We start from the raw sequence: 21,676 nt of genomic DNA on the forward strand, positions 1-21,676 counted from the left end.
CCGATGAACGCAATTTCGACACTCGCACCATCAGCCATTCGCCAGCCAAGCCCGGATTTGAGCGTGCTTCTCGATGCCGTCCGCAACAGCGTGCCATTGCAGGTTCGTGACCTAACGCCGCAGCGTGTTGCCGAAGCGCGAGCTGTTGCAGGCGTTGCACTCCAACCTGCTGACCCCGTGCTGATTGCTGCCTGGCTGAAAAAGTTGGCCGGGTTGGTGGTGAATGGGCCGGATGAAGCACGGGCCCAACAGCAGGCGCATGCGATGGTGGAAGTTTGTGGCGACCTGCCAGCAGCCGTGTGGTGCCCCGAAGCGCGTAGGGCATGGGCCCGATCTGGTGAGCGCGGCAAGTTTTGGCCCGCACCGGCTGAGCTTTACGCCCACTTGCTGCCGTTCGCCGAGAAAATCCGCTGGCAGGTTCATGCAGCCCGCAAGGTGGTGAAGATGGCCGAGGGCGCCAAGGAAGCACCCAAGCGCCGCACGCCAGAGGAACGCGCTGCTGTTGAGCGTGTTGTCAACGCGTGGAGGGGGCGTCAGCCAGTGCAGCCCAAAGATGCGGTGAAACGGATGCAGCCAGATCAGCCGAGCCTGCGCCAGCGCATTGCCGAGTATCGCCGTCAGCTCGAAACGGCAGGCCCGGAAGCGCGGGCATGGTTGGAGCCGCTGATTACGAACCTAGAGGCGCAACATGCAGCGATATGCCGGAAGCAGCCGCGAGGTTTCGCGGAGAGCGCGGTAAGAGCGTGAGAACGATAAATGACCGCATGAGTGGCTACGGTACACTCTGCGAGAAGATGTGGGGATTTTAGGGGTATGCGTGAATTGGCAAGACGGGACCAGAACCTCTCAAAAGTCCTGATGGTAGGTGGCCCATTGGATGGCGAATGGCGGGAGCTTCCATACACCACAACTGGATACGTAGTCCGGTTTAGGCCGAAGGGGGCACCGCATAAAAATGGGATTTATGAACTCGGCGTTGAGACAGAGGACGGTGGAGAGTTTTATTTTTTGGGGTTTGAGGAACTAGATGATGATTACTGCAAAAACTGACCTAATAGGTTGGCACGAATGGCCGACAAACCGGCGTGAGGCCACACAGCAGACACGCGCCGATCTGCCGCCCATACATGAGCCAGAGCCGGGGTTGATGGATGAGGAAATCCTGCCGCTTCGGGATGATTGGATGAAGGGACCGGGGAGGGTTTCATAGTTTTTCTTGTGGGGGAACGCGCTTTTCTTCCCATCCTTCTGGCAGAGGGTGTTCGAGGCGGAATGCCGCAAGGGTTTCAAGCCATTCCGCCAGATTAGGAGGAATGGGTTGCTTCCCTTTACTCCACCTCTGCACAGTGGTGTTGTGGGTGTCCAATATTTTTGAAAGCTTGTGGATTGAAGTACCCAGAATATCAAGGCATTCGTTGAAACGCTCAGGGGTCATAGGTAGCTTACTCCGAAATAAAGTCCGACAGAGAGCCCAATAAGAGCGGCCAGAACGAAAATTGCTGACAGCTGTTTATTGCTCATGGTCATGCCAAAATCCTTTACGTAAAAGGGTGAGGGGCCGAAGCCCCTCGTGTTGTTAGTGATGTTTGAGAAGCTTCCCGATCACTGCGCCAAAAGCAAGAAATGTTGTCGCTATGGTGCAGGCGGTTTGAATAATCGCCATGATGTAAATCTGGTCTTTTTTCTTCATAAGGAATGCTCCTTTTCACCGCTTAGCACGTCGCTTTCGGTATGTGTCAATTATTAACACAAAGAGGGAGATTGGCAACACCTTTTTTGATGTATTTTGCTTTTATTTTCCCTGTACTTTCTGGGCAGTTTGTGATTCCATCTGCGTATGAAATGGTGCGAAAACCTCCCAGACTTTCTAAAGCCCGGCAACGTGGAAATATACACAGCGCCAGTTGATTGGAATGTTGCCTGTGCGTTGCAGAATGTGCGGGCTGGTGTGCCGTTGACTGAGGCGCAGAAAGGGTTGGTCAAGAATGCGCACGACTGACCGCACACCGCCACGCATTGTGATCGGCCTCTGGCTGGTGTTGGCATTTTTTGAAATTGTTGCAGGATTGGGTGGGTAATATGCAGAAGGTCGCAACAAAACCACGCTACATTATTCCCCATGCGCAGGATAATGGACCTACGCCTGAACGGGCGGCGAAGAGTATGTTTGCGGGTGGACGCCCTACACGTGAAAAAACTGTTGTTGATGCAATGCTCAACGCAGGGGATATCTCGCAAGATGAAGTCAACGCAGCCGATCGATGGTTGCGCACGTGGATATTTGCTTATGATGGGTACAAGGAGTTTCCTGAAAATCACCTGCCCAATACAGAAATTAAGCACGATGCTCTTTCATGGCTGATGACGCGTGGCGATGCTGTGGGGTATTTGTATGATGTTCGTCAAGCCATTGGAGCGTGCGGAGAATTGAGGCTTAAAGGTATGTTGCTGGAGAAGCTATCGTTTAGCGCGATGGGGCGTGCCTTATTTCCTCGTATATCTCCAGATCTGGCGCGTAAGAAAGTTTCAGCGCAATGCGCATTGGTTCTAGAGCAGTTATCTGAATTCTATCAAAACGAACGGCTCACGAAGAAGTCTAAAAAAGAAACTTGTACCCCGGTACCTTTTCCAGTATAAAAACATTATCATCGCAAGACTTATGTTCACAAGCCGCCACAGTGCGGCTTTTTCTTTGCCCGGACAAAATGCAGATACTCAGGCGTGGCGACATCGTGCGTTTCAAGCGCCGTGATTCCCTGTGTGTTGGTATTGTGTCCGGCCTGTCGCTTCTTTGCGACATCATGCCTGCAACAGAAAATACATGGCACCGTGCAGACTTGCCGCTGTCTATGATGGAATGCGCGAGCGCGGGGCTTCGTCCTGATGTGCGTATTCGGTGTTGGCCACGGTTTGGTTTGATGCGCGGGAATGTATCAGGCCGCGTTTCCAATGCGCTGCTGATTGCAGTCGATGGGCGTGTTCAGCGTGAAGCAATGTTGCAGCAATTCGAAAACAGTTTCGGGGGCGGCCACTCTTAACGATGTAGCGCACATCGCAATCCTGTTCTCTCTAACCGTTGGCTCCCGTGTAGTAGGTATTGGTCAACGGCATGGGTAAAACGTGCCGCCTTAAATTAGCAGCGTTAAGGCAGGAAGCGCATTTTTCATTCTGGAGTGTTGGATATGGCCGGACGGCCCAGCAAGTACCAAGAAGGGTTTGCTGAGCAGGCAAGGAAGTTGTGCCTTCTCGGTGCGACAGATCAGGATTTAGCAGATTTTTTCGAGGTAAGTGAGCAGACAATAAATGCTTGGAAATCTGCGCATCCCGAATTTCTTGAGTCCATAAAAAAGGGGAAAGATTTAGCCGACGCTGAGGTGGCTGATCGCCTTTTCCAGCGCGCTCTTGGGTATTCTCATAAGGCGGTGAAGATCTTTAATGATCAAGGACGCCCTTTGGTTGTTGATTATGAAGAGCATTATCCCCCCGATACTGCAGCAGGTATCTTTTGGCTAAAAAACCGCCAGAAAGACAAATGGCGCGATAAGATTACTCAAGAGCATTCCGGCCCAGACGGCGGCCCGATAGAAGTGAAGGGCGGCGGTGTTTCCGGCTTGCTCAACGCGGCATTGCAGGAAGATGGCTCTAACTCAGGCTGATATTGCTGATTACCGCAAACTGCGCGGTATCTGGCGTAAAGATCCTGTTCTGTATGCCCGTCAGCGCTTGGGGCTTAATCCGACCACGCAACAGCGCCAGTTGCTGGAGGCTATTGCCCCGCCCGGTGCCAAGGTATCGGTGCGGGCAGGCCATGGTGTCGGCAAGTCGGGTTCTACATCTGCGGCGATTTGGTGGCATCTGGAGTGTTACGAATACTGTCGCATTCCATGCACGGCCCCGACTGCATCGCAGCTTTACAACGTTCTTTGGGCAGAGCTTTCCAAGTGGGGGCGTCGGTCTGAAGAGCGAGCGCGTGCAGATGGCCTGCCGGAAGAATTGTGGCTGGCAAATCTGTTTGACCGCAATCAGGACAGGATATCCGACAAAGGCCAGCCCGCTGAGTGGTATGCCGTTGCCCGCACAAGCCGCCGAGAATCTCCTGACGCATTGCAGGGCTTTCATGCTTCTGACGTGCAGATCACGGATGATAACAGGGCGGTAGAGCGTTCATCGTCTGGCGGCTCAATCATGTTCGTGATTGAAGAAGCAAGCGGCGTTCCAGACGAGATATTCGAGGTTGCGGAAGGCGCGCTTTCTTCTCACGGCGCACGCCTGCTTATGGTTGGCAACCCAACCCGCAACACAGGCTTTTTTGCGCGCTCTCAGAAGCAGGACAGGGCGCTGTATACGGCGCTTCACTTTCGCTGTTCTGATAGCCCGTTGGTTGACCCCAGCTACCGCGCCAATTTGGTGCGCAAGTATGGGGAAGGTTCAAACGTTGTTCGCGTGCGTGCTGATGGGGATTTCCCTAAGCAGGACGACGACGTTCTGATTCCGTTGGAAACGGCAGAGGCTGCGCTTGCACGTGAACCAGCGAACGGAAAATACGAGCGCAGGCTGGGTGTGGACGTTGCCCGCTTTGGTGACGACAGAACAACATTTGTCCTACGCGAAGGCCCACGTGTTGAGAAAATAGAAATTAGAGCCAAGCAGGATACGATGGCCACAGCCGGAATGGCGGCAGATTTCTTTCGCCGCTGGAATGCTGACGGCATTTACGTTGACGTTGTTGGCGTGGGTGCTGGCGTTGCTGATCGGTTACGCGAACAGAAATTACCGGTCGTGGACGTGAACGTGGCCTGCCGTGCGCCTGATGAGGTTGTCGCAGATGACGCCAAGCCCGCAAAGCTGCGCGATTATCTGTGGCTGCAAGTGGCCGCTTGGTTGCGCACTGGTGACGCCTCTATTCAGGCGGAAAGCAAGGATAACGCAGAGGATCTAGCCGCCGAGCTTTCAACGGTTCGGTACGGCCTAGACAGTTCCGGCAATCTGCTGGTGGAAAGCAAGGATGCCATGAAAAAGCGCGGCCTGCGTTCTCCTGATATTGCCGATGCTTTGGGGCTTACTTTTGCGCCAGGGCCGGTGGTCAAAGCTCCCGCCCGCTTCGTAACAAACAAACGGTTCTCACTGAGCAGATAATGGACTGGCAGGAATTACAGGAAACAATTCTGGTGCCGCAGCAGGTATCTGCACGCGCCCAGCGGTTGCTGCGTCTGTCTGCTGTGCGTGACGGCACGATGTATGACGCGCTGCCGTATCCGTTTTCGAAAGAGTGGAATAACGATGAGTATATCCCGCTCTCCCAGCGCAGGCCGTCTGTGCGTTCGCATCTATGCACAGTTGTGGTTGAGGATGCGGCCAGCCTGACATTCGGTGAAACGCATTGGCCAACACTGAAATGCGATAGCCCTGACACAGCAGAAGCACTTTCCAGCATTACACGAGAGTGCCAGTTGCCTGCGGTTCTAATGGAAGCCGTTCTCAAAGGCTCTATCGGTTCTGCCGCATTGCTGGTTGAGGCGGTTGACGGGGCTTTGTCGGTTTCTGTGCTGGATACGCCATATCTGGAGCCTGAATGGGACGCCAAGGGTGATCTGGTGCAGGTTGTCAGCCAGTATCTTATCAAGGGCCGTCAGGTGCGTGCTCTGGGGTATGCTATTCCAGAGGGAAGCGACGCTGTCGATTACTGGTATCGCCGTGAATGGACGCGAACTGAAAGCCGCGTTTACAAGCCATGGCTAGCAACCAGTGATGCTGACCCGGAAGTGGATACTGAGCGCAGCGGTCCGCCGCACGGCTTGGGCTTTGTGCCGATTGTGTGGGTGCGAAACCTAGCGCCGCCAGGGCAGGATCCAGATGGGCCATGCACTTTTGAGCGTGCGATTGATACGGTTATTGAGGGTGATTACCAGCTTTCGCAGGTTGGACGTGGTCTGAAATACTGCTCTGACCCTAAGCTGGTGATTACTGGTGTCGGTGGCGACCCTGCGGGTGGTGGTGATGCACCAGCCAGCGAAGGTGGCTCTGCAACGGCGATTGTTCTGCCCGAGAAAGCCAGCGCGAAAATGCTGGAGATCAACGGCAGTTCTGCTGGCACGGTGATGGAATACTGGCGCGAATTGCGTGCGCTGGTTCTGGAAATCCTGCACGGCAACAGGGCGCATGCTGATAAGATCAGTGCTGCGCAATCTGGCCGGGCTATGGAGATGATGTGTCAGTCACTCGTGTGGCTCGCGGACCGGATGCGTCTGTCTTATGGCGAAGGTGCTTTACTTTCGCTGTATCGGATGATCTGCGATTTCTCTCTGGCAATTGAGGGTGGTATTCAGGTTGATGGCGAGCGTGTCACGCTAGATGATGCTGGTCTGGCGTTGGAATGGCCGCCGTATTTTTCCGCAACTGATGGTGAGATTTTGCAGTTGTCACAGGCCCTTGTGACAGCGGTAAAGGGCGGCATCCTTTCGAACGAAAGCGCATGCTCGATATTCGCGGCCAAGACTGGCTGCGCAGACCCCGCCACTGAGTGGGAGCGGGTGCAGGCAGAACTACAAGACCCAACAATACAAGCTGCCCGGAATGCAGACGCAGCCGCGACCAAAGCGGTGCGTGCGGCAGCGGGCGTTGGGAAAACAGAGACGCATCAGGTTACGGCCTGACGCTTCCGGCTGATGCCGGTTTTTTAATCAAAAAGTGAGGGACTGATGTCCGATAATGCAAACCCTGCTGATGCTGGGAACGGTGGCGCTGATCCTAACACGCCGCGTGAATTGGCGCGTGCGCGTGCCGACCTTGTGACTGTGCGTAACGAGCTTAAGGCTGCGCGGGAAGATGTGGATGCAGTGCGTGCTGAGCGTGATGCGGCCATTAAAGCCCGTGATGGCTTCAAAGGGCAGCTTGCACAGCAGAAGTCCGACTTTGAAGGTAAGCTGGCTGAGGCACAGCAGGCCGTTGAAGCTTCGAAGACTGAGGCGCAAACGGCAGTCGCGCAGTCCAAGGCGCAAGCGGATCAGGCCGTCATTCGGGCAGAAGCCAAGGCGCTGGCAACCAAGCTGGGCGCTGTTTCTCCTGATGATGTGGTGCGGCTGATTGATCTTTCTGAGGTCAAGATGGGCGAGAATGGGCAGATCGAAGGGCTGGATGCTGTGATGGACGCAGCGAAAGAAAGCCGTGGCTATCTGTTCACTCAACCCGTTGAGCCCGGCACCAAAACCGGCACCACCAAAACGGCGCCAGACCCTAAGCCGGGTAAGTCTGAACCGTTTGATGCGCGCAAGGCAACACCAGAAGAAGTGGCGGCCAAAGCGCAGGCAGCGGGACTTAACCCCAAACTTTTTACACCCTCCTAACCGACTGCTGATGCAGTCTCGCCCAGCGGCTGATGCTGCGGGCGCTGTAGCAATGACTCTGCAAACAGTGAGATAACGAAATGGCAATTGCCGATTTCCCCGCAGCACTACAACCCATTATCCAGCAGGGCTTTCTGGCCCGTGCGTTTGAAGCCAGCCTTGAATCCAAACTTGGCTTTCGTTCCGTTGCTGACCGCATGGAATTTCCGGCTCGTATCGGTCAGACCATTACGGACACCCGTCGTGGTTTGCTGGCTCCGGTTGAAACTCCGCTCAATCCCGCGGCCAACAGCAATTTCGATAACGGCATGTCTCCCACGGAATGGTCTGTGGAACAGTACACGCTGGAAATTGCGCAGTTCGGTAACACGATGGACCTCAATCAGGTCACGGAAGGTGTCGGAATTGCGAACCAGTTTGTCGAAAATGCACAGGTTCTGGGTATTAACGCCCGTCAGTCTCTTGACCGTTTGGCGCGTAATTCCTTGTTCGGTGGCGCTATTGGTGGTGTTGGTGGGTATCTGGGCGGGAACACCCGCGTAACCACAGCACTGGCAGCCGCAGGCACAACCGTTCAGGTTGATGATATCCGTGGTTTCCAGCGCGTCATGAATAGCATGGGGCAGGTTATCCCGGTTTCTGCAACCAGTGGCATGACTGTTACCGTTGGTTCCGGCTCTTATACGCTGGTTAATGTTGCTGCGGATGCGACAAACGTCAGCAATGCACCGGGCGGTATTTCTGGCACGCTGACGTTCTCTGAGAATGTTGCGACAACTGATGCGGCATTGAATGCCGCGGTGGTTGCCGCAACTGCACCTCTGGTTCTGCGCCCGAATGGTCGTGCCACAACAGCAGGACTTCTGGCATCGGGCTCCAAAGACGCCAATGGCAATGTGGTGACAGGTGATTACCTGACCATCGACACCATGCTGGGGGCAGTTGCTGCGTTGCGCAACAACAACGTTCCGACGATTGGTGGTTGCTTCAACTGCTTTCTCGACAACTCCCAGCTTCTCGGCCTATTCCGCGATCCTGATTTCAAGCTGCTGTATCGCGGTCAGTATGGGTCTGATGAATACCGGACAGGTCAGGTGTTCGAACTGCTGGGCATCCGGTTTATCCCGACCACGGAAGCCCCGCAGCAGGCGTCTCTGGGGCAGGGCCAGATTCATCGTGCCATCATCTGTGGTGCGGGTGCGCTGATCGAGGGCGACTATGCCAACATGGCGCAGGCATATGCCGATCTTCCGGGTGAGGTGGAGCATATTGATGATGTGCTGATGGTTACCCGTCCGCCGCTGGATCGTCTGGGGCAGATCATTGCGCAGTCTTGGTCTTGGATTGGTGGCTTTGCTCTGCCAACTGACCTGACGGCCAATACAACGATCATTCCCACGGCGACCAACAGCTACCTTAAGCGTGGCGTGGTGATTGAAAGCCTTGGCGCAACATCTCTGGGCGCTACAGCCTGATGAGCCAAGCGCGGCGCGGGGCGGCTAAACCAGCCGTTCCTCCTGCGCAGGACGAGAAAAAACCCGCTCCTGTGCAGGCAGTGCGGCTTCTGCGGCCTTTTGGCTTCATTGAGGAAGAATTCAATCGTGGTCGGTTCGAATGGAGCGCAGGGGAGGTTGTGAGTAACCCTGCAGAAATAGAACTGCTGCGTTCTCGTGGAGCGCCGCTGGAGACAGCATAATGGCAGATGCAACCGACCCTTTGACGGATGATGAACTTGTAACGGTACGCCGCTTCATGGGCTATCCCGCAATGGGCGGCATTAACAGCAGCCAGCAGTCTTGGCGCTTCTTTCGGGTATATGGCTTCAATGAATGGCGTCTGCGTAACCTTGCTGATGCCGAAGTCGCACAAGTGCGACAATATGTGAAAGACATTGCCAGTTTGGAAACGGCCATTCTGACTGCCAGCGACAATCTGGATACGGATCAGGCTGCTGTGTGGACGCACAACAAGAACGAAGTGCAGGACAGGATGGGCCTGTTTAATCGGTGGCGGCGGCAATTGTGCCAGTTTCTTGGTGTGCCGCCGGGCCCCGGCCTGCGTTCTGCAAATCGCGTGGTGATCTGAGGGAATATGACAATCAACAAAGTTCCGCCCCAGAGATGGGCACGGGTAGAAAATGGCGTTGTGGTGGACATCCGCTCTGTTGAAGCGGGGCAGCCTGCGCCTTGGAGCGAAGGCCGTGCCATTCGCGTGGCTGGCGTGCCCTGTGAAATTGGATTCATTGCGGACCATCATGGGAATGTGGCTCCACGGAACGGGCGGCCTGAGTTGATGGAGGGTGAAGCGGCATACTGCGCTCCTTGTGGCGTTCCTGCGCCTCCATCGGGTGTGCTGTCTGTCGCTCTAGCAGCGGCGAATGTTCATCCGTCCGAGGATGAAGAACGGCAGGAAGCTGAGCACGCAAAGCAGGAGGCAGGTAATGGCCAAGCTGACAACAGCACGCCGCAACCGGCTGCCTAAAAGTGCATTCGCTTTGCCCGGTTCTCGGCGTTATCCGATTGATACGAAAGCGCGTGCGGCCAACGCCAAAGCAAGAGCTACGCAGGAAGTGAAAAAGGGCAACCTTTCGCCCTCTACTGCAGCCAAGATCAAAGCGGCAGCCAACAAGGTTATTCGGAAGAAGAAGTGATGGCAAAAGCCTCAAAACGTCCGACCAGTATGAATGCGTATCTGCGCTCAATGCAGGATAAGAAAGAAGACCGGTTCATGTCCGATCTGACGGGAATGACGATGCGGGAATTCAAGAAAACACCGCAGGCGCGTTCTATTGATCGTGATGTTGTAGCGCTGAACCAGCAGCGTACGAAACGCAAGTAATGGATCAGGCACGCCTACAGGCCAAGGTTGCTAAAGGGTATGGCAAAACAGCACAGCGTGTTGGTGCGTTAACTACGCAATATCGGCCCACAGGACTGAGTGATCCCATAGGCACAGCGCATGCAACGCTGTTTGCTGATTTTGCCTCTGATGCAGCGTTCTCATTCAGGAAGCCGCCGCTGTGGGATAAGCCTACGGTTTTCGGGTTGTTTGATACGACCGATGTGCAGGCGGGCGATATTCTTGTTGCACCGATGGGCACGTATTTCGTGGCACGGTTTGAGCCATTCCGTCCGGCTGTGTGCATTCTGACAAACCGTAATGTCAGTTTCACAGCCACCGGCCAGAGTGGATCAGGTGTTCTTGATAGTGGCTCTGCCGATGCCTGTAATCTTGCCGGTTATCAGGATGGGTATAACGGCCAATCTACTGATGGATCTGGCTCTGTTGAGGCATCGGGTTGGCCAGTAAGCATTATCCTGAAAAACAAGGGTGAGCGTGTTTCCAGCGGGCTTCCCGGTAATTTGCGTTCCGGTCAGTTTGAGATGCTCGCACCTGTTGTCCCCGGTTTCACGCCGCGTCCTTACATGACGGTTACCGATGATATGGGCACGGAATATACGGTTGATGCTGTGGAGCCTTCGCAATATGGCAACCGGCTCATGATTTCGGTGAACCAGATTTAATGGCTGATGTTGGCACCATTTCTAAGGCTCTGGCCTACACCATAGCGCAGATACTGTATCCCAACGGTATTGGTGTTGGTGTTTCGCCGTTGACTGGCAGGCGTACGATTGTGCGGCGTGGGTGGCTGAACAATGCTGATTACACAGGCGCATGCAGTATCAAGAATGGCATCGATTATGTGGGGGTGACGGCTTATTCAACGGCTTACCGCCAGATTGCCGAGCCTCTTGGGTGGCCATGGCGCGAAGGTGCGGTCAGCCCTTGCACCGTTACGCTCACAGACTCTGGCAATCAGGCCACTGTCAGTATTGCAGACGGGTCTACGCCCAGTGGCGTTGTAGGGTTGCGCGTCATTCCAGATCGAAGCGGCCTGATACCCGACAAAACAAGCGTGGCATATGCGGTGCAATCAGATGATACCCCGGAGCTTATCGCGCAATCGCTGGCAGGCCTGATTGATGGAGCCTACACCAGCGGAGCCACGGTGATTGTGCCGAATGCGGCTCTGGTGGAAGCGGCTACCGCAGGATATGGACAGATCACGCGCGTAACACGCAGGCAGGAGCAGCTTTTCACTGTCTCCATTTTCACAAATGGCGGGAATGCGCGTGATAATTTAGGGAGCGCATTGGACGCGGCGCTTTCTGCGCAGTCATGGTTACCCACACTGGATGGGCAAAATGCCCTGATGCTGTTTGCCGGGGCTAGCGATGTAGACGCCATGCAGACCAGCGGCGTTTATCGGCGTGACTTCCGTTTTAAGATCACGTTCGACACACTCAATACCCAGACAGCAGCGCAGATGATGTTTGGTGTTGGGCTTGCCCATACAGTCACCCATGTTGGCGTGGCGCTTCATACGTTTGGCGATGTGCCAGGTAATGTCGGAGCAATCAGCACTGACGATATGGTAACGTTCTACAAAGATGCCGCCGGGAACCTCGTGTTTGCGGTTGAGCAGCCCTACGCGGGCCTCATGCTTAATCAGGCTGGAGATGTTGTCCTACAGGACGCGGCCACCAATCTTGCCGGACAACCGGCTTAAATCAGCGAGACAATATGACGGATACACAGGGAAGCGCACCCGCTCAGGCGAGTGCGAAAGCTGCCGTTGCGCCTACCGCGCAGCTACAAGGTGGCGCGCTCTATCGCGTGACGCAGCCCGGATATGGCTATGCGGTAGGCGCGACCATTTCAGACCCCGATGAAATCAAGAAGCACGGCGCAGACATTCGGCGCTTTGCTGTGCCCGTTGGAGGCGTGTGATGGCGAAAATTTACCAACAGGGAGCGCTGAATACCACGTCCCTTACCGTTCCGAATGTGTATGTGCAGATCCAAGCGCCTGTAACGCTTCTGAATGGCGTTTCATCCAGCCGCATTGGTGTTGTTGGCACATCCTCATGGGGGCCGGTTAATACGCCAGTCGTGGTTGGCGGCATGCCTGATTATCTGCTCGTGTTTGGTGCTAAGCAGGCGCTGGCGACAGATATGGGCGTAAACGTCAATATCTGCGTGTATCAGGGTGCTTCTGACTTCCGTTGTGTGCGTGTGACCGATGGGACAGATAAGGCTGCCACCGGCACGATTTCAGGCGCTACGATCACGGCAGTCTATACCGGCACAGCAGGGAACGCGATTGCTGCCACGCTGTCTCAGGGCACGCTTAACACAGCTATGTGGACATTGACTGTGACGCATAGCGTGCTGGGAACGAGCACGTATCAGGGCACGACGTGGGCCGATATTGTTGCGGCAGTCAATGCCGATGCATCGTCTCTGGTTGTCGTTACAGGCGGCACGACCCTTGCTGCTGGCAATGTCACGCTGGCGGGTGGTGCAGACGGCGGCGCTCCTTCAGCAACAGCCTTCATCGGCACAGACGGCACATCCCGTACGGGCATGTATGCGCTGCGTAATCAGGGTTGCGCCATTGGGTTGCTGTGCGGGTTGTCCGATACAACCTCGTTCTCTGCCCAGATTGATTTCGGGCTGGGTGAGGGGCTGTATATGATTGCAGCCTTACCATCTGGCACGAGTGTTTCTGCCGCCACTTCTGCGCTTTCCGGAGCGGGTGCCGACAGTTACGCCATGAAGGTGATGCATGGTGACTGGATCTGGTGGGATGATGATACCAACGGCAATATGCTGGTATCTCCCGCTGCATTTGCAGCAGGGCTGCTGGCAGCTCTTTCTCCCGAACAGTCAACGCTGAACAAGCAGCTTTACGGGATCATCGGTAGCCAGAAGGCAGGTTTGACAAGTTCTGGCACGCTGCTTTCCTATTCTGATGCAGAGTTGTCAGCCTTGTTTGACGCCGGGATTGATGTGATCTGTTATCCAGCACCAGGCGGGAACTATTGGGCTGTGCGTGGTGGCATCAATTGCTCCACATCCGCAGCAGTAAATGGCGATAATTACACACGCCTGACGAACTATCTGGCAGAGACATTTGCCACAGGGATGGGTTCCTATATCGGCCAGACGATTAATGCCGATCTGTTCACCAACATTGAAGCTACGCTGCTGGGTTTCCTAGCCAATATGCTGACGGAAGGTGTTCTTGGCAGCACGGACGGTAGCACTCCGTATTCGGTCGTGTGCGACACCAGCAACAACCCGGATAGTCGTACAGCCCTTGGTTATGTGCAGGCCGATGTGAAGGTCAAATACATGGGCATCCTGCGCTACTTCATCGTCAACTTGCAGGGCGGTCAGGGTGTGACTGTCACTGTGGCTTCTGGGGGCTAAGAAATGGCTACCAACCCATACAGCATTGGCCGGAACTGTCGGCTTACCCTCCTTTGGGCAGGCACCCGCATTGATCTGCGGGACGTGACCGGTTTTACCGCCAATCAGGAAACTACAACACAGCGTGCAGATCCGCTCAACAGCACGCCGATTGAATTTGCAACACCGAATGGTTGGCGCGGAAGCTTTACGATTGCCCGTGCTAATCGCGCTGTTGATGATTTGATTGCGGCCATTGAAGAAGGATTCTGGTCTGCTGGTACGATCAATTCCGGCACCATTTACCAGTATATCAGCGAGCCAGACGGCAGCACGTCCAAATGGCAGTTCAGCCAGGTAGGGCTTTCGCTTTCAGCGGGCGGCACATGGCAAAAAGAGGGGATTGTTTACCAGACCCTCAGCTTCTTCTCTCCAATTCGGACTAAAATTTCATGAGCATTCCAGCAGAAGTTAAAACGGCAGCAGGTAAAACTCTTTCCCTGAAAGAAATTGATCCGGGCAGTATGCTGGATCTGATTGAGGCTGCAGGCTCTGCCATGAGTTCACAGTCTGCCGGTGCGTGGCTGGGGTATGCGCAGATGGTCTGCTCTGTGACGGCTATTGATGGTGTGCCTGTGCAGATGCCGATCACGAAAGACGAAGTGAAGGAACTGGCCAACGATATCGGCAATGATGGCGTAGCTGCGCTTATGCCGATTTTTTACGGCAAGAAAGATGCCAGTTCAGCCGATGAAAAGGCCGCAGTAAAAAACTGAGCGAGCACCCCATTTTTAGGGAAATGCTGTTTCTCGTTCAGAATGGGGTGCCGTGGGAAGTTTGCGGGAAATGGAGCGATAAGCGCAGGTTGGCCGCCTGCGTAGCTCTACGCGAGATGCGTGGAGAAACGTTCGATTGGGATGCCATGATGTTCATTGAGGTGCCAGATGGCGCGGCAGTTTAAGACCATTGAGGGGTTCATAAGCCATCTGGCGGCAAGGGGGCTTGCGGTTGATGTGGCCGTTCATCGTGGCGTGGAAGAAGGCGCCACCCTTATTGAACGCGACACGAAAGAGCAGATCGGACATTACTTGGATGGGCCTGAACCCGGTTTGCCAACTGCTCCACTGGCAGACAGCACTATAGACGAGCGTATCAGGTTGGGATTTACGCCGGATGATCCGGGGTTACGAACCGGCGATATGCGCGAGAGCTATGGCGTACGTATATCCGAGGCCGGTCCTGTGGTGCATGCTTCTATTGGTTCTGACGACATCAAGGCCGTAGTGTTTGAACTTGGCCGCATGGAGCAGAAAAACTATCAGCCGCCACGCCCAGAGCTTTCTGTGGCGGCCTTTAGGAATGAGCACAAGATCGTGCGTCGTATTGGTGCGCTTGCTGTTCGTGCGATGTGTGGGCTACCTCTGCCTAACCAGCGGGAAGGGGATGAATGAGTCGGCTTAACGCGAGTTGAAGATGTCCGAAGAAAAAATAGAACGCCGCTTTGAAATTTCGGAGCAAGTTACATTCTATGTGTTGGAAAGGATTATATCCGTTACGTATTGCTCGGGTGCGGAAAATGCGAGTTACAGCAACACAAGTGGACGCTCTGCCTCATTCCGTACAAAGGAAGAAGCAGAGGAGTATGTTAATCTACTTAAAGATAAAGGTTAGTTCATAAGTAAGCCGGGGTCTCCCACGTTCTATATGGGCTATTGATCCAATCATTGGCTTCTTTATAGCTATATCCAGAGCTATCGGATGTACATCTAATAACAATAATACTGTCGCCACCATGCTCCCGAAGGGTTAGGCATGGCTGCAATTTAGCCATGATATCGCGGCTTGAAAAAATAATGGTATCTACAAACCATACGGATTCTTGCGGATGGCACCATTCTCCGCTGATCCCTTTGATTGCCTCGTAGAGCTTAGGATATTCAAAGTTATCTACGACTTTAATGTCGTAGGTAATCATATAAACTGCCATATTCTTCCTCCCTATTGGAGCAAGGTGGCAGTACCTTCCAGAGTCCGCCAAACCGTACAAATGAGGGGTTGGGTTTCTGTTTTAGTGAGAGGAGTATGGCGGAAAAGCGGCTTACGAACCGTCTTTACGAGTCTTGAGATGTGGAAAATAAAAACTTTACAGCTACATAACCCATGCCAACTATTTGTAAGAATGTTTCCATTGTTACACTGGTTACAAACCACTGATAGTCTTTAAAGTTAAATGATCCGAACCCAACAAACATAGTTAACAAACAATTAAAAGTTGTCAGGCAAGAAATCCAAATAATAATAAATAGGGACCATCTTGACCTTAGCCTGAAGAAGGCTTTTCTCCCATTTATTTCTACAGCTTCATGTTCGCCACTCTTTATTCTGCGATCTTTTTTTCTTTCGCGCTCAGTTATATTGTCGTCTAGTCCGCCTAGAGCGGTGGCAAGATCCGGAGGCGGACTATCAGGCACTTTTAGACCCTATTAAGTCGGTAGCGCATAGCTTGTTCTGATACGCAAAACATTTTTGCGAGTTCGCTTACAGTGGCAAAGTCTTTATATTTTCTAACTAACTTTGCGGGCATAAGAAGATTTGCGGCAAAAGCATCAGCTTCACGTTCAACAGCGGGTTTCGCGTTTTCAGCATAATTGTCGTGACGGGGAAGGGTTTTGTACTCATTAGAAGCCGCATAATCTTTATGCATAATGTAATGCCCCAATTCATGGGCAATGGTAAAAATCATACGGTTTGGATGTATATCCTTATTAATAATAATTCTATTATTATTAATATCTATTAAACCGGAAAGTTTTTTTGATACTTCGGGTTTAAAATGAGCATATAAAACATCTACACCGAGACCCTCAGCAATTTGTTCTGGATCTATGGGAGCGGAAGTAAACTCAAATTGGTTTATTAGTTTCTCCGCCTCAGATTGAGCTTTATTGAAGTCAGGAGTTTGATGCTGTACCACGACATAGCTCCTTTCAAATTTGAGACGATGAACAACCGAATTCCAATAAGGTGTAATCCTTATCAAAATTGACGTGAAAATTTAGCCAGTTCCTTCATTAAATCTCCGTTTTTAGGGTGTGGATAACGCAGTTTTCTGTGGAAACTCTACCAGCGCATGTGAATTGTCACGAAGTCGCCACATTTCAAATGTGCATAACGTGGATATTGCGGATAACTTAACAGAATTTTGCGCTACTGTGGATAAAATATATATGTGCATGCGGCTGCATGGAATCAATGCTGGTGTAGCATAATCGTCGACCGGAGAGGGATCCGAGCGTAACGCTTGTCGCGCGCCGCTATTCTGTTATCGGCTGCAGCGGACGAATTTGCCCACATCATTCCCCTGACCACGCGACCTCACAACCCTTGTACCGCCTCCTCAAGCATGAGACTCTGGGCGCTCTCCAGTAGGAAAGAATTATGACTGTTGAAGCCTATAAAATCGGCGTCTCGCTAGTCGCTGATGCCACACAGGTTGTTGGCCCTGTTGGCGAAATGATCCGCGCTCTGGAGCGTCTGGCGACTGCCCAGAAAGACGTGCAGATGGGCTTCAACAACATGGTGTCGTCTCTGGGAGGCGCACGACGACTGACCGCTGGCATGGCCTCTGATATGGAGCGTGCAGCACGGGCAGCGCGCACGATTGCGGCAGCTTCTACTAAGTTTCGTGCGCCTGTTGCTCCGCAATCTGGCGAGGGTGCGGGAGGCTTTGCGCCCTTCGTATCTCCTGTGCCGACTGGTCGCGCGCGTGCGACATCTCCCGTTCCACCATCAGCCACTCCTATTACAGATGCCGGTGGCTCTTACGTTTCTCCGTATTCTGCTGCGGCTATGAATGTGCCGGGCGCTCCGGTTCCGCTATTACCACCTCCACAGACCGGAACTGCGCTTATTCCGCTGCCGGGGCAGGGCGATAGTATGGGGAATACCCCTAACTTTCGTCGCGTTGAAAATCCTGCTGATTATCGGCCAAACTGGACGCAGAGTGAGCCTGTCCCGGGGACTGCCCTTATCCCGTATCCGGGAAACTTGCGTATGGATGGCAAGTGGATGGGCGGGAACCAGACCTACGGGCCGTGGAAGCCGATCTCTAACGCGCCTTCTGGCTCACCTGCCGCAAACATGGCCGAGCATGGCGCAACCATAGCAGCCGCAGCACGTCTGCCGCATTGGGTGGGCCCTCTAGCAGCTTATGAGGGCGCTCATGGTGTGGCGCACTTTGCCGCCAGTGGGTTTGATCAGGCCGCCGGGTATGACCAGACATTCCGGGGGATGAGTGGCGACCCTGTGGCCGCGCAGAATATGGGGGCCATTCAGGCAATCGCGCAGCAATCCATGAAGGATAACCCGTTTCTTGCGCCTAATGATGCTGCCCGGATTGCACAGGAATCGTACCAATTGTCTGGGGGCGAAGTGGGAGAGTCGCCACACATTGCCAGCCTCCTAAACCGGGTTGATAAATCTTTTCTTCTTATGGGCAAGAGCCCAGAAGCCGCCATGAAGGAAAGCATAGACTTTATCCGGGCGCAGGATCTTTCCAATAGGTTTTACGATAAGAAGACGGGCCAGTTTTCGTTCGATCGCGCAGAAAAAAGCACGAATACAGCGTTGGCAATGTATATTGCTAACAAGCAGTTCATGAATGGTCACAAGTTTTTGGCATTTGCCAAATCAGCGGGCGCAGAAGGCATGCGTATGTCTGATGAGGGGCTGTTGAATTTTTCCCATTTCATCGATGTCAATCCGAACCGCGCGGCAACCGCTATTAAGTCGTTTGACGATTTATTCCTCGGCAACCATACCCGCATGACGAAGAAGGATTTCGCGTATTTTAGCCAAAAGAAGTTCGGATTAATTGGCCGTAACGGTCAGTTTGTCGATCAGCAAACGCTTGCTGAAGATCCGATTGGATGGATTACGAAGCATATCTCACCCCTGCTGAGGGCGCACCCTGAAATGATAGGATATTTCCAGCGTAACAATGTTCAAGATGTGGTTAATGAGACAACCGGCGCAGAGGGTAACATTGCTCGGCAGTCTGCCGCGGCAAGGCGCACAGATGTAGCCAAAACGCTTGATGCCCTAGCAAAAGGCCCGAAAGCCGCCCAGTTGGCGATGGATACTTCCTTCGAACGGCTAGAGTTTACGATAGGCCGCATTACTCAGGGGCCGTTTGTGAAGTCCATCAATCTGCTGACCCAAACCTTTAACGGCATGGCAGACTTCGCTGAGAAACATCCTGACGATATCCGTATGTTTGCCAATGATGTTTATATGTTGCTGCAAGTCGTAACGAGTGTGGGCGGCCTTATTGGGAAGGCCATGGACAGTTTGCCGGGGTGGTTGCGGCGCTTTATCGAGGCTGGAGTTAGCGGTGCGGCCGCAGGTGCTGCGACAGGGGCAACAGTAGCGCTACCTTTTGGGGGCGTTCCGGCAGTGCCAGCGGCAGCTTTCGGCGCTTTGGGCGGGGGGCTTTTAGGTGCAGCTACATACGCGATTAATGAGGGCTTTCTTCAAAGCGATGGGATTGCCCGCAAAGTAAACGTAACCCCAACTGGCGCATGGACGCCCCCTGTGCAGATGCGAACCCAGCCAACAACGGTTCAGGAAGGTGACACGCATGTATCTGTTTACCTAGATGGCAAGCAGATCGCCGGGCATGTGCAAAGTGTGGTTAGGAAGGATTATGACCGCGAAATGCGGGCAAGTAATGCTATGCCAGATCCACTTTCAACGCCACGGGTGCCGGGTGTTCCGGGCTGGTGATGATTGTTCTCCAAGGGTTTGGTATTAGTGTCCTTTGAACGCAAAAAAAAGAGCGTAATATGGACGATAAATCTATGTGGAGGACGGTAATTGCCGCAGTTGCAATTACTACAGTCGGCAGTCTCTATTTTTATAATCAATACAAAAATGAACACGCCAGTTCGCTTGGACGCCCCCAAAACGAGCAAGTGGCTCCGCAAACAGAGGGGAGACCGCTTGTTTTTTCAGGTAATGTTTTGCCATTTACGATTATTGAAGCAGTACGTAACTATACGAATCCCAGCGTTCCTGACGCCCAAATTTCGGTTATGATTGAAGATGGTGGGCGCATGGAGGACTGGGCAGCTACAGCGGCTTACCTTGCGCGTTTAGCAGCAAAAAATGGTGCCGTTACTGGGAAAGTAAGGATTTTCTTAAATAATCCATGGGGGGATAGAGCGCCTACAGAATATAAAAATCTTGCGGATGCTTATTTTGATCTGCGGCCAGAAGGAGAGCGGGTAGGGAGCGGGTTTGATGTTTTCCCTGCCACGGAAATCGCGCCGTGGCCTCTCATGGTGTATGATGAATATGTCAACGAACTAGCTGACGCCATCCCTACAGGGCTATCTGATAATGCTTTGGAGCGTTTAAATAAAAAGCAAGAAGAAGCGGCAAGAAAATTTGTGGTCAACCGCTACCATTTGCCCTCATCATGGCGATATCAACCTAAAAGCACTTATATGCTATCTCAGGATTCCATTGATGGGAGGCGTATTGGCATAACTACCATTGAGAATAAAAACGATGTAAATAGTGCTGAAGCTTGTTTGCAAAGCGACAATGGCACAGATTTGGTTCGTGGATGCATTAGGTCTGGAGATTTTTCTTATATTTTGCCGGACGAAAAGCGGCGACCACCGATTAACTTTAACGCACACAATTTGATTGCATCGGACATTTCATCTTCGGATTCATGCGAAAGCTTTATCAAATTCATAGATATGCACAAAAATTTATCGCCCGCCGACACAAGCCATAATAATGTGTTTTTAGGGACATTGATGTTTTCTGCGCATATAGATGCTGACACAATTGGAAATGATTATCCCCGCCTTTTAATAGGGTTCCTTGCTCAGTGTCACGCAAACCCAAAATTAGATATAACAAGCGCTATGCGTTTAGCGGCAGAAAAAGCGGGGATGTCTATTCAAGAATAGGATCGCTCAAGCCTTATCACAACCACTGATCCACACCCCCCATGCCGTGAACAAGTGCCCCGATGGTTCTGGCTAAAGCTGAACGTGCCATCGCCGCACTTTGCTGTAGCTCCTGATGGCGCTTGGCCGCTGCGTGTGTGAGCGGGGGAGTGGATCACGTTGCCGTCTATATTCTTGTAGTGCCGGTGCTCTTGGAGCTGGCTTTCGTCTAGGAATTGGTATTGCTGCGTTGAGGGCGGACTATAGCGTGCAGATGGGCGGAATGCGTGCGCTGATGTGGGCGCCAGCGCAGGCAGCAAGACACACAAGAGTAAGCGAACTGCACGAACACTCATTCGAATCTCCCTTCCCGCAGAGTTTGCCTGTACGGGGAGGGGTTGGGGAGTCAGGAGTTATTTCTTGGAGCGTTCCCGCCAGACAATGGCGGATGTGGTGATGCCAATAGCCGCCGCTACTGCTATCGCAACAGAATATGCGCCCCACCATGCAAGTAGCAGAATGGTCAGTAATGCCCCGACAGAGAATGTAAAACCCAGAAGGCGGCTGATGATAGATTCGCGCCACTGAAGTTTCTGCGCTTGCAGTTTGGCCGTGCGTTCAGTTTCAGCATTCTGCTCAGTCATGGCCAGCAGGCGTTCAGGGAAAGATGCGTCTATCTTTCCGAATGCAGCTAACTCTTCTGCGTTTGGCAATGCAGGGCGTGGAGCCGGTATCTGGAAGCCAAGCGCTATTTGCGGCGGCTGATGCGATGATTGATGCGGGGGGATATAATTCGCGGGCCTATGCGGCGCGTTAGACGAGGTGTTGACGTTGTTCTGAGGTGAGTTGCTCATCAACAGTTCTCATAGCTTGGCGCATGGCATGGCCGGTAGCTCCCCATGCTGCGGCGTTGATTTCTTCTGCGCTGACCGTGGGGTATTTCTTAGCCGGAGCAGCAAACGCCATCATATCACCAAAAGAGGATAAAACACGCGCGCATGCTGAAAACAGGTTGTGCATAATCTTTCCCTCTCCTTGGTTAGAATGAATTATCAAAGTCTTATCATGGCCCACGAGGCTTGAGTAGAAAAAATGCAGAATGTGAGAAACTGGGTGA

General features: G+C 53.1%; 31 protein-coding genes. 24 read left to right on the forward strand and 7 right to left on the reverse strand.

Features of this window, described 5'->3' with window-relative positions; genetic code table 11:
• Positions 1-3 precede the first annotated feature (3 nt).
• Both FCN51_RS21775 and FCN51_RS21780 read left to right on the forward strand, forming a co-directional pair.
• The gene (locus FCN51_RS21775) at positions 4-747 is read left to right on the forward strand and encodes a hypothetical protein (protein ID WP_160256843.1); all 744 of its coding nucleotides are present in this window, start codon (positions 4-6) and stop codon (positions 745-747) included.
• A gap of 280 nt (positions 748-1,027) precedes the next feature.
• Positions 1,028-1,210, forward strand: a complete 183-nt coding sequence (locus tag FCN51_RS21780) for a hypothetical protein (protein WP_160256844.1) — start codon at positions 1,028-1,030, stop codon at positions 1,208-1,210.
• Here the strand turns inward: FCN51_RS21780 and FCN51_RS21785 are convergent.
• A complete protein-coding gene (locus FCN51_RS21785) occupies positions 1,205-1,435 on the reverse strand; it encodes a hypothetical protein (protein WP_160256845.1) in 231 nt (76 codons plus the stop codon). The genes FCN51_RS21780 and FCN51_RS21785 overlap by 6 nt on opposite strands.
• A gap of 644 nt (positions 1,436-2,079) precedes the next feature.
• Between FCN51_RS21785 and FCN51_RS21790 the strand changes: the two genes are divergently transcribed.
• From FCN51_RS21790 to FCN51_RS21885, 20 genes are all read left to right on the forward strand, one after another.
• The gene (locus FCN51_RS21790) at positions 2,080-2,637 is read left to right on the forward strand and encodes a hypothetical protein (RefSeq protein WP_201762563.1); all 558 of its coding nucleotides are present in this window, start codon (positions 2,080-2,082) and stop codon (positions 2,635-2,637) included.
• Between the two features lie 95 nt (positions 2,638-2,732).
• The gene (locus FCN51_RS21795; protein WP_087635476.1) at positions 2,733-3,038 is read left to right on the forward strand and encodes a hypothetical protein; all 306 of its coding nucleotides are present in this window, start codon (positions 2,733-2,735) and stop codon (positions 3,036-3,038) included.
• Positions 3,039-3,182: 144 nt separating this feature from the next.
• Entirely contained in the window at positions 3,183-3,656 is a 474-nt protein-coding gene (locus tag FCN51_RS21800) for a hypothetical protein (protein ID WP_019089341.1), read from the forward strand.
• Positions 3,637-5,136 (forward strand): hypothetical protein, encoded by a 1,500-nt coding sequence (locus tag FCN51_RS21805; protein ID WP_160256846.1) that lies wholly within the window; start codon positions 3,637-3,639, stop codon positions 5,134-5,136. Before FCN51_RS21800 ends, FCN51_RS21805 begins: the two co-directional genes overlap by 20 nt.
• Positions 5,136-6,653, forward strand: coding sequence for a phage portal protein (locus FCN51_RS21810; RefSeq protein ID WP_160256847.1), 1,518 nt, complete (start codon positions 5,136-5,138; stop codon positions 6,651-6,653). The genes FCN51_RS21805 and FCN51_RS21810 overlap by 1 nt, the downstream gene beginning before the upstream one ends.
• Positions 6,654-6,698: 45 nt before the next feature.
• Complete coding sequence (locus FCN51_RS21815) at positions 6,699-7,343, forward strand: phage scaffolding protein (RefSeq protein WP_070323753.1); 645 nt, start codon at positions 6,699-6,701, stop codon at positions 7,341-7,343.
• 80 nt (positions 7,344-7,423) lie between these two features.
• Positions 7,424-8,818: a DUF4043 domain-containing protein gene (locus FCN51_RS21820; RefSeq protein WP_160256848.1), complete on the forward strand. Its 1,395-nt coding sequence runs from the start codon at positions 7,424-7,426 to the stop codon at positions 8,816-8,818.
• Complete coding sequence (locus tag FCN51_RS21825) at positions 8,818-9,039, forward strand: hypothetical protein (RefSeq protein WP_019089336.1); 222 nt, start codon at positions 8,818-8,820, stop codon at positions 9,037-9,039. The genes FCN51_RS21820 and FCN51_RS21825 overlap by 1 nt, the downstream gene beginning before the upstream one ends.
• Positions 9,039-9,428: a hypothetical protein gene (locus FCN51_RS21830; RefSeq protein WP_019089335.1), complete on the forward strand. Its 390-nt coding sequence runs from the start codon at positions 9,039-9,041 to the stop codon at positions 9,426-9,428. Before FCN51_RS21825 ends, FCN51_RS21830 begins: the two co-directional genes overlap by 1 nt.
• A 6-nt stretch (positions 9,429-9,434) precedes the next feature.
• Complete coding sequence (locus tag FCN51_RS21835; protein ID WP_019089334.1) at positions 9,435-9,824, forward strand: hypothetical protein; 390 nt, start codon at positions 9,435-9,437, stop codon at positions 9,822-9,824.
• On the forward strand, positions 9,784-9,993 hold the full coding sequence (locus FCN51_RS21840) for a hypothetical protein (RefSeq protein ID WP_019089333.1): 210 nt from the start codon (positions 9,784-9,786) through the stop codon (positions 9,991-9,993). Before FCN51_RS21835 ends, FCN51_RS21840 begins: the two co-directional genes overlap by 41 nt.
• Complete coding sequence (locus FCN51_RS21845; protein ID WP_019089332.1) at positions 9,993-10,181, forward strand: hypothetical protein; 189 nt, start codon at positions 9,993-9,995, stop codon at positions 10,179-10,181. Before FCN51_RS21840 ends, FCN51_RS21845 begins: the two co-directional genes overlap by 1 nt.
• Positions 10,181-10,867: a hypothetical protein gene (locus FCN51_RS21850; RefSeq protein ID WP_019089331.1), complete on the forward strand. Its 687-nt coding sequence runs from the start codon at positions 10,181-10,183 to the stop codon at positions 10,865-10,867. Before FCN51_RS21845 ends, FCN51_RS21850 begins: the two co-directional genes overlap by 1 nt.
• On the forward strand, positions 10,867-11,913 hold the full coding sequence (locus tag FCN51_RS21855) for a hypothetical protein (RefSeq protein ID WP_160256849.1): 1,047 nt from the start codon (positions 10,867-10,869) through the stop codon (positions 11,911-11,913). Before FCN51_RS21850 ends, FCN51_RS21855 begins: the two co-directional genes overlap by 1 nt.
• Positions 11,914-11,927: 14 nt before the next feature.
• Complete coding sequence (locus FCN51_RS21860) at positions 11,928-12,134, forward strand: hypothetical protein (protein ID WP_160256850.1); 207 nt, start codon at positions 11,928-11,930, stop codon at positions 12,132-12,134.
• Positions 12,134-13,618: a phage tail protein gene (locus FCN51_RS21865; RefSeq protein ID WP_160256851.1), complete on the forward strand. Its 1,485-nt coding sequence runs from the start codon at positions 12,134-12,136 to the stop codon at positions 13,616-13,618. Before FCN51_RS21860 ends, FCN51_RS21865 begins: the two co-directional genes overlap by 1 nt.
• A gap of 3 nt (positions 13,619-13,621) precedes the next feature.
• The gene (locus FCN51_RS21870; RefSeq protein WP_050819942.1) at positions 13,622-14,053 is read left to right on the forward strand and encodes a hypothetical protein; all 432 of its coding nucleotides are present in this window, start codon (positions 13,622-13,624) and stop codon (positions 14,051-14,053) included.
• A complete protein-coding gene (locus tag FCN51_RS21875; RefSeq protein WP_019089496.1) occupies positions 14,050-14,373 on the forward strand; it encodes a hypothetical protein in 324 nt (107 codons plus the stop codon). Before FCN51_RS21870 ends, FCN51_RS21875 begins: the two co-directional genes overlap by 4 nt.
• Positions 14,374-14,396: 23 nt before the next feature.
• Positions 14,397-14,558 (forward strand): hypothetical protein, encoded by a 162-nt coding sequence (locus FCN51_RS21880; protein WP_019089495.1) that lies wholly within the window; start codon positions 14,397-14,399, stop codon positions 14,556-14,558.
• Complete coding sequence (locus tag FCN51_RS21885; protein ID WP_160256852.1) at positions 14,542-15,048, forward strand: hypothetical protein; 507 nt, start codon at positions 14,542-14,544, stop codon at positions 15,046-15,048. The genes FCN51_RS21880 and FCN51_RS21885 overlap by 17 nt, the downstream gene beginning before the upstream one ends.
• A gap of 221 nt (positions 15,049-15,269) precedes the next feature.
• Here FCN51_RS21885 and FCN51_RS21890 read toward each other — a convergent pair whose 3' ends face one another.
• The 3 genes from FCN51_RS21890 to FCN51_RS21900 form a co-directional block, all read right to left on the reverse strand.
• On the reverse strand, positions 15,270-15,584 hold the full coding sequence (locus FCN51_RS21890; RefSeq protein WP_160256853.1) for a hypothetical protein: 315 nt from the start codon (positions 15,582-15,584) through the stop codon (positions 15,270-15,272).
• A gap of 124 nt (positions 15,585-15,708) precedes the next feature.
• Positions 15,709-16,068 (reverse strand): hypothetical protein, encoded by a 360-nt coding sequence (locus FCN51_RS21895; protein ID WP_160256854.1) that lies wholly within the window; start codon positions 16,066-16,068, stop codon positions 15,709-15,711.
• 2 nt (positions 16,069-16,070) lie between these two features.
• Complete coding sequence (locus tag FCN51_RS21900) at positions 16,071-16,571, reverse strand: ImmA/IrrE family metallo-endopeptidase (RefSeq protein ID WP_160256855.1); 501 nt, start codon at positions 16,569-16,571, stop codon at positions 16,071-16,073.
• 464 nt (positions 16,572-17,035) lie between these two features.
• Here FCN51_RS21900 and FCN51_RS21905 point away from each other — a divergent pair, with 464 nt between their 5' ends.
• Both FCN51_RS21905 and FCN51_RS21910 read left to right on the forward strand, forming a co-directional pair.
• Positions 17,036-19,381: a hypothetical protein gene (locus FCN51_RS21905; RefSeq protein ID WP_160256856.1), complete on the forward strand. Its 2,346-nt coding sequence runs from the start codon at positions 17,036-17,038 to the stop codon at positions 19,379-19,381.
• A gap of 59 nt (positions 19,382-19,440) precedes the next feature.
• Positions 19,441-20,580 carry a hypothetical protein gene (locus FCN51_RS21910; protein ID WP_160256857.1) on the forward strand — a complete coding sequence of 380 codons (1,140 nt, stop codon included), beginning with the start codon at positions 19,441-19,443 and terminating at the stop codon, positions 20,578-20,580.
• On the opposite strand, the gene FCN51_RS27130 is transcribed toward FCN51_RS21910, so the two are convergent.
• From FCN51_RS27130 to FCN51_RS21920, 3 genes are read right to left on the reverse strand one after another with little or no spacing between them, the layout of a single operon-like run.
• Positions 20,571-20,915: a DUF3761 domain-containing protein gene (locus FCN51_RS27130; protein ID WP_160256858.1), complete on the reverse strand. Its 345-nt coding sequence runs from the start codon at positions 20,913-20,915 to the stop codon at positions 20,571-20,573. The two genes, FCN51_RS21910 and FCN51_RS27130, sit on opposite strands and share 10 nt — an antisense overlap.
• Positions 20,916-20,972: 57 nt before the next feature.
• A complete protein-coding gene (locus FCN51_RS21915; protein WP_160256859.1) occupies positions 20,973-21,413 on the reverse strand; it encodes a hypothetical protein in 441 nt (146 codons plus the stop codon).
• Positions 21,373-21,579: a hypothetical protein gene (locus FCN51_RS21920; protein WP_087635438.1), complete on the reverse strand. Its 207-nt coding sequence runs from the start codon at positions 21,577-21,579 to the stop codon at positions 21,373-21,375. Before FCN51_RS21920 ends, FCN51_RS21915 begins: the two co-directional genes overlap by 41 nt.
• Between the last annotated feature and the right edge of the window lie 97 nt (positions 21,580-21,676).

The sequence above is a fragment of the Acetobacter pasteurianus genome, assembly GCF_009914215.2.
Lineage (GTDB): Bacteria > Pseudomonadota > Alphaproteobacteria > Acetobacterales > Acetobacteraceae > Acetobacter > Acetobacter pasteurianus.

Bases quoted from the DNA above. Each gene is read 5' to 3' on its own strand.
- FCN51_RS21775 (WP_160256843.1), top strand. From the start codon at position 4: ATGAACGCAATTTCGACACTCGCACCATCAGCCATTCGCCAGCCAAGC.
- FCN51_RS21780 (WP_160256844.1), top strand. From the start codon at position 1,028: ATGATGATTACTGCAAAAACTGACCTAATAGGTTGGCACGAATGGCCG.
- FCN51_RS21785 (WP_160256845.1), bottom strand. From the start codon at position 1,435: ATGACCCCTGAGCGTTTCAACGAATGCCTTGATATTCTGGGTACTTCA.
- FCN51_RS21790 (WP_201762563.1), top strand. From the start codon at position 2,080: ATGCAGAAGGTCGCAACAAAACCACGCTACATTATTCCCCATGCGCAG.
- FCN51_RS21800 (WP_019089341.1), top strand. From the start codon at position 3,183: ATGGCCGGACGGCCCAGCAAGTACCAAGAAGGGTTTGCTGAGCAGGCA.
- FCN51_RS21805 (WP_160256846.1), top strand. From the start codon at position 3,637: ATGGCTCTAACTCAGGCTGATATTGCTGATTACCGCAAACTGCGCGGT.
- FCN51_RS21810 (WP_160256847.1), top strand. From the start codon at position 5,136: ATGGACTGGCAGGAATTACAGGAAACAATTCTGGTGCCGCAGCAGGTA.
- FCN51_RS21815 (WP_070323753.1), top strand. From the start codon at position 6,699: ATGTCCGATAATGCAAACCCTGCTGATGCTGGGAACGGTGGCGCTGAT.
- FCN51_RS21820 (WP_160256848.1), top strand. From the start codon at position 7,424: ATGGCAATTGCCGATTTCCCCGCAGCACTACAACCCATTATCCAGCAG.
- FCN51_RS21825 (WP_019089336.1), top strand. From the start codon at position 8,818: ATGAGCCAAGCGCGGCGCGGGGCGGCTAAACCAGCCGTTCCTCCTGCG.
- FCN51_RS21830 (WP_019089335.1), top strand. From the start codon at position 9,039: ATGGCAGATGCAACCGACCCTTTGACGGATGATGAACTTGTAACGGTA.
- FCN51_RS21835 (WP_019089334.1), top strand. From the start codon at position 9,435: ATGACAATCAACAAAGTTCCGCCCCAGAGATGGGCACGGGTAGAAAAT.
- FCN51_RS21840 (WP_019089333.1), top strand. From the start codon at position 9,784: ATGGCCAAGCTGACAACAGCACGCCGCAACCGGCTGCCTAAAAGTGCA.
- FCN51_RS21845 (WP_019089332.1), top strand. From the start codon at position 9,993: ATGGCAAAAGCCTCAAAACGTCCGACCAGTATGAATGCGTATCTGCGC.
- FCN51_RS21850 (WP_019089331.1), top strand. From the start codon at position 10,181: ATGGATCAGGCACGCCTACAGGCCAAGGTTGCTAAAGGGTATGGCAAA.
- FCN51_RS21855 (WP_160256849.1), top strand. From the start codon at position 10,867: ATGGCTGATGTTGGCACCATTTCTAAGGCTCTGGCCTACACCATAGCG.
- FCN51_RS21860 (WP_160256850.1), top strand. From the start codon at position 11,928: ATGACGGATACACAGGGAAGCGCACCCGCTCAGGCGAGTGCGAAAGCT.
- FCN51_RS21865 (WP_160256851.1), top strand. From the start codon at position 12,134: ATGGCGAAAATTTACCAACAGGGAGCGCTGAATACCACGTCCCTTACC.
- FCN51_RS21870 (WP_050819942.1), top strand. From the start codon at position 13,622: ATGGCTACCAACCCATACAGCATTGGCCGGAACTGTCGGCTTACCCTC.
- FCN51_RS21875 (WP_019089496.1), top strand. From the start codon at position 14,050: ATGAGCATTCCAGCAGAAGTTAAAACGGCAGCAGGTAAAACTCTTTCC.
- FCN51_RS21880 (WP_019089495.1), top strand. From the start codon at position 14,397: ATGCTGTTTCTCGTTCAGAATGGGGTGCCGTGGGAAGTTTGCGGGAAA.
- FCN51_RS21885 (WP_160256852.1), top strand. From the start codon at position 14,542: ATGGCGCGGCAGTTTAAGACCATTGAGGGGTTCATAAGCCATCTGGCG.
- FCN51_RS21890 (WP_160256853.1), bottom strand. From the start codon at position 15,584: ATGGCAGTTTATATGATTACCTACGACATTAAAGTCGTAGATAACTTT.
- FCN51_RS21905 (WP_160256856.1), top strand. From the start codon at position 17,036: ATGACTGTTGAAGCCTATAAAATCGGCGTCTCGCTAGTCGCTGATGCC.
- FCN51_RS21910 (WP_160256857.1), top strand. From the start codon at position 19,441: ATGGACGATAAATCTATGTGGAGGACGGTAATTGCCGCAGTTGCAATT.
- FCN51_RS27130 (WP_160256858.1), bottom strand. From the start codon at position 20,915: ATGAGTGTTCGTGCAGTTCGCTTACTCTTGTGTGTCTTGCTGCCTGCG.
- FCN51_RS21915 (WP_160256859.1), bottom strand. From the start codon at position 21,413: ATGAGCAACTCACCTCAGAACAACGTCAACACCTCGTCTAACGCGCCG.
- FCN51_RS21920 (WP_087635438.1), bottom strand. From the start codon at position 21,579: ATGCACAACCTGTTTTCAGCATGCGCGCGTGTTTTATCCTCTTTTGGT.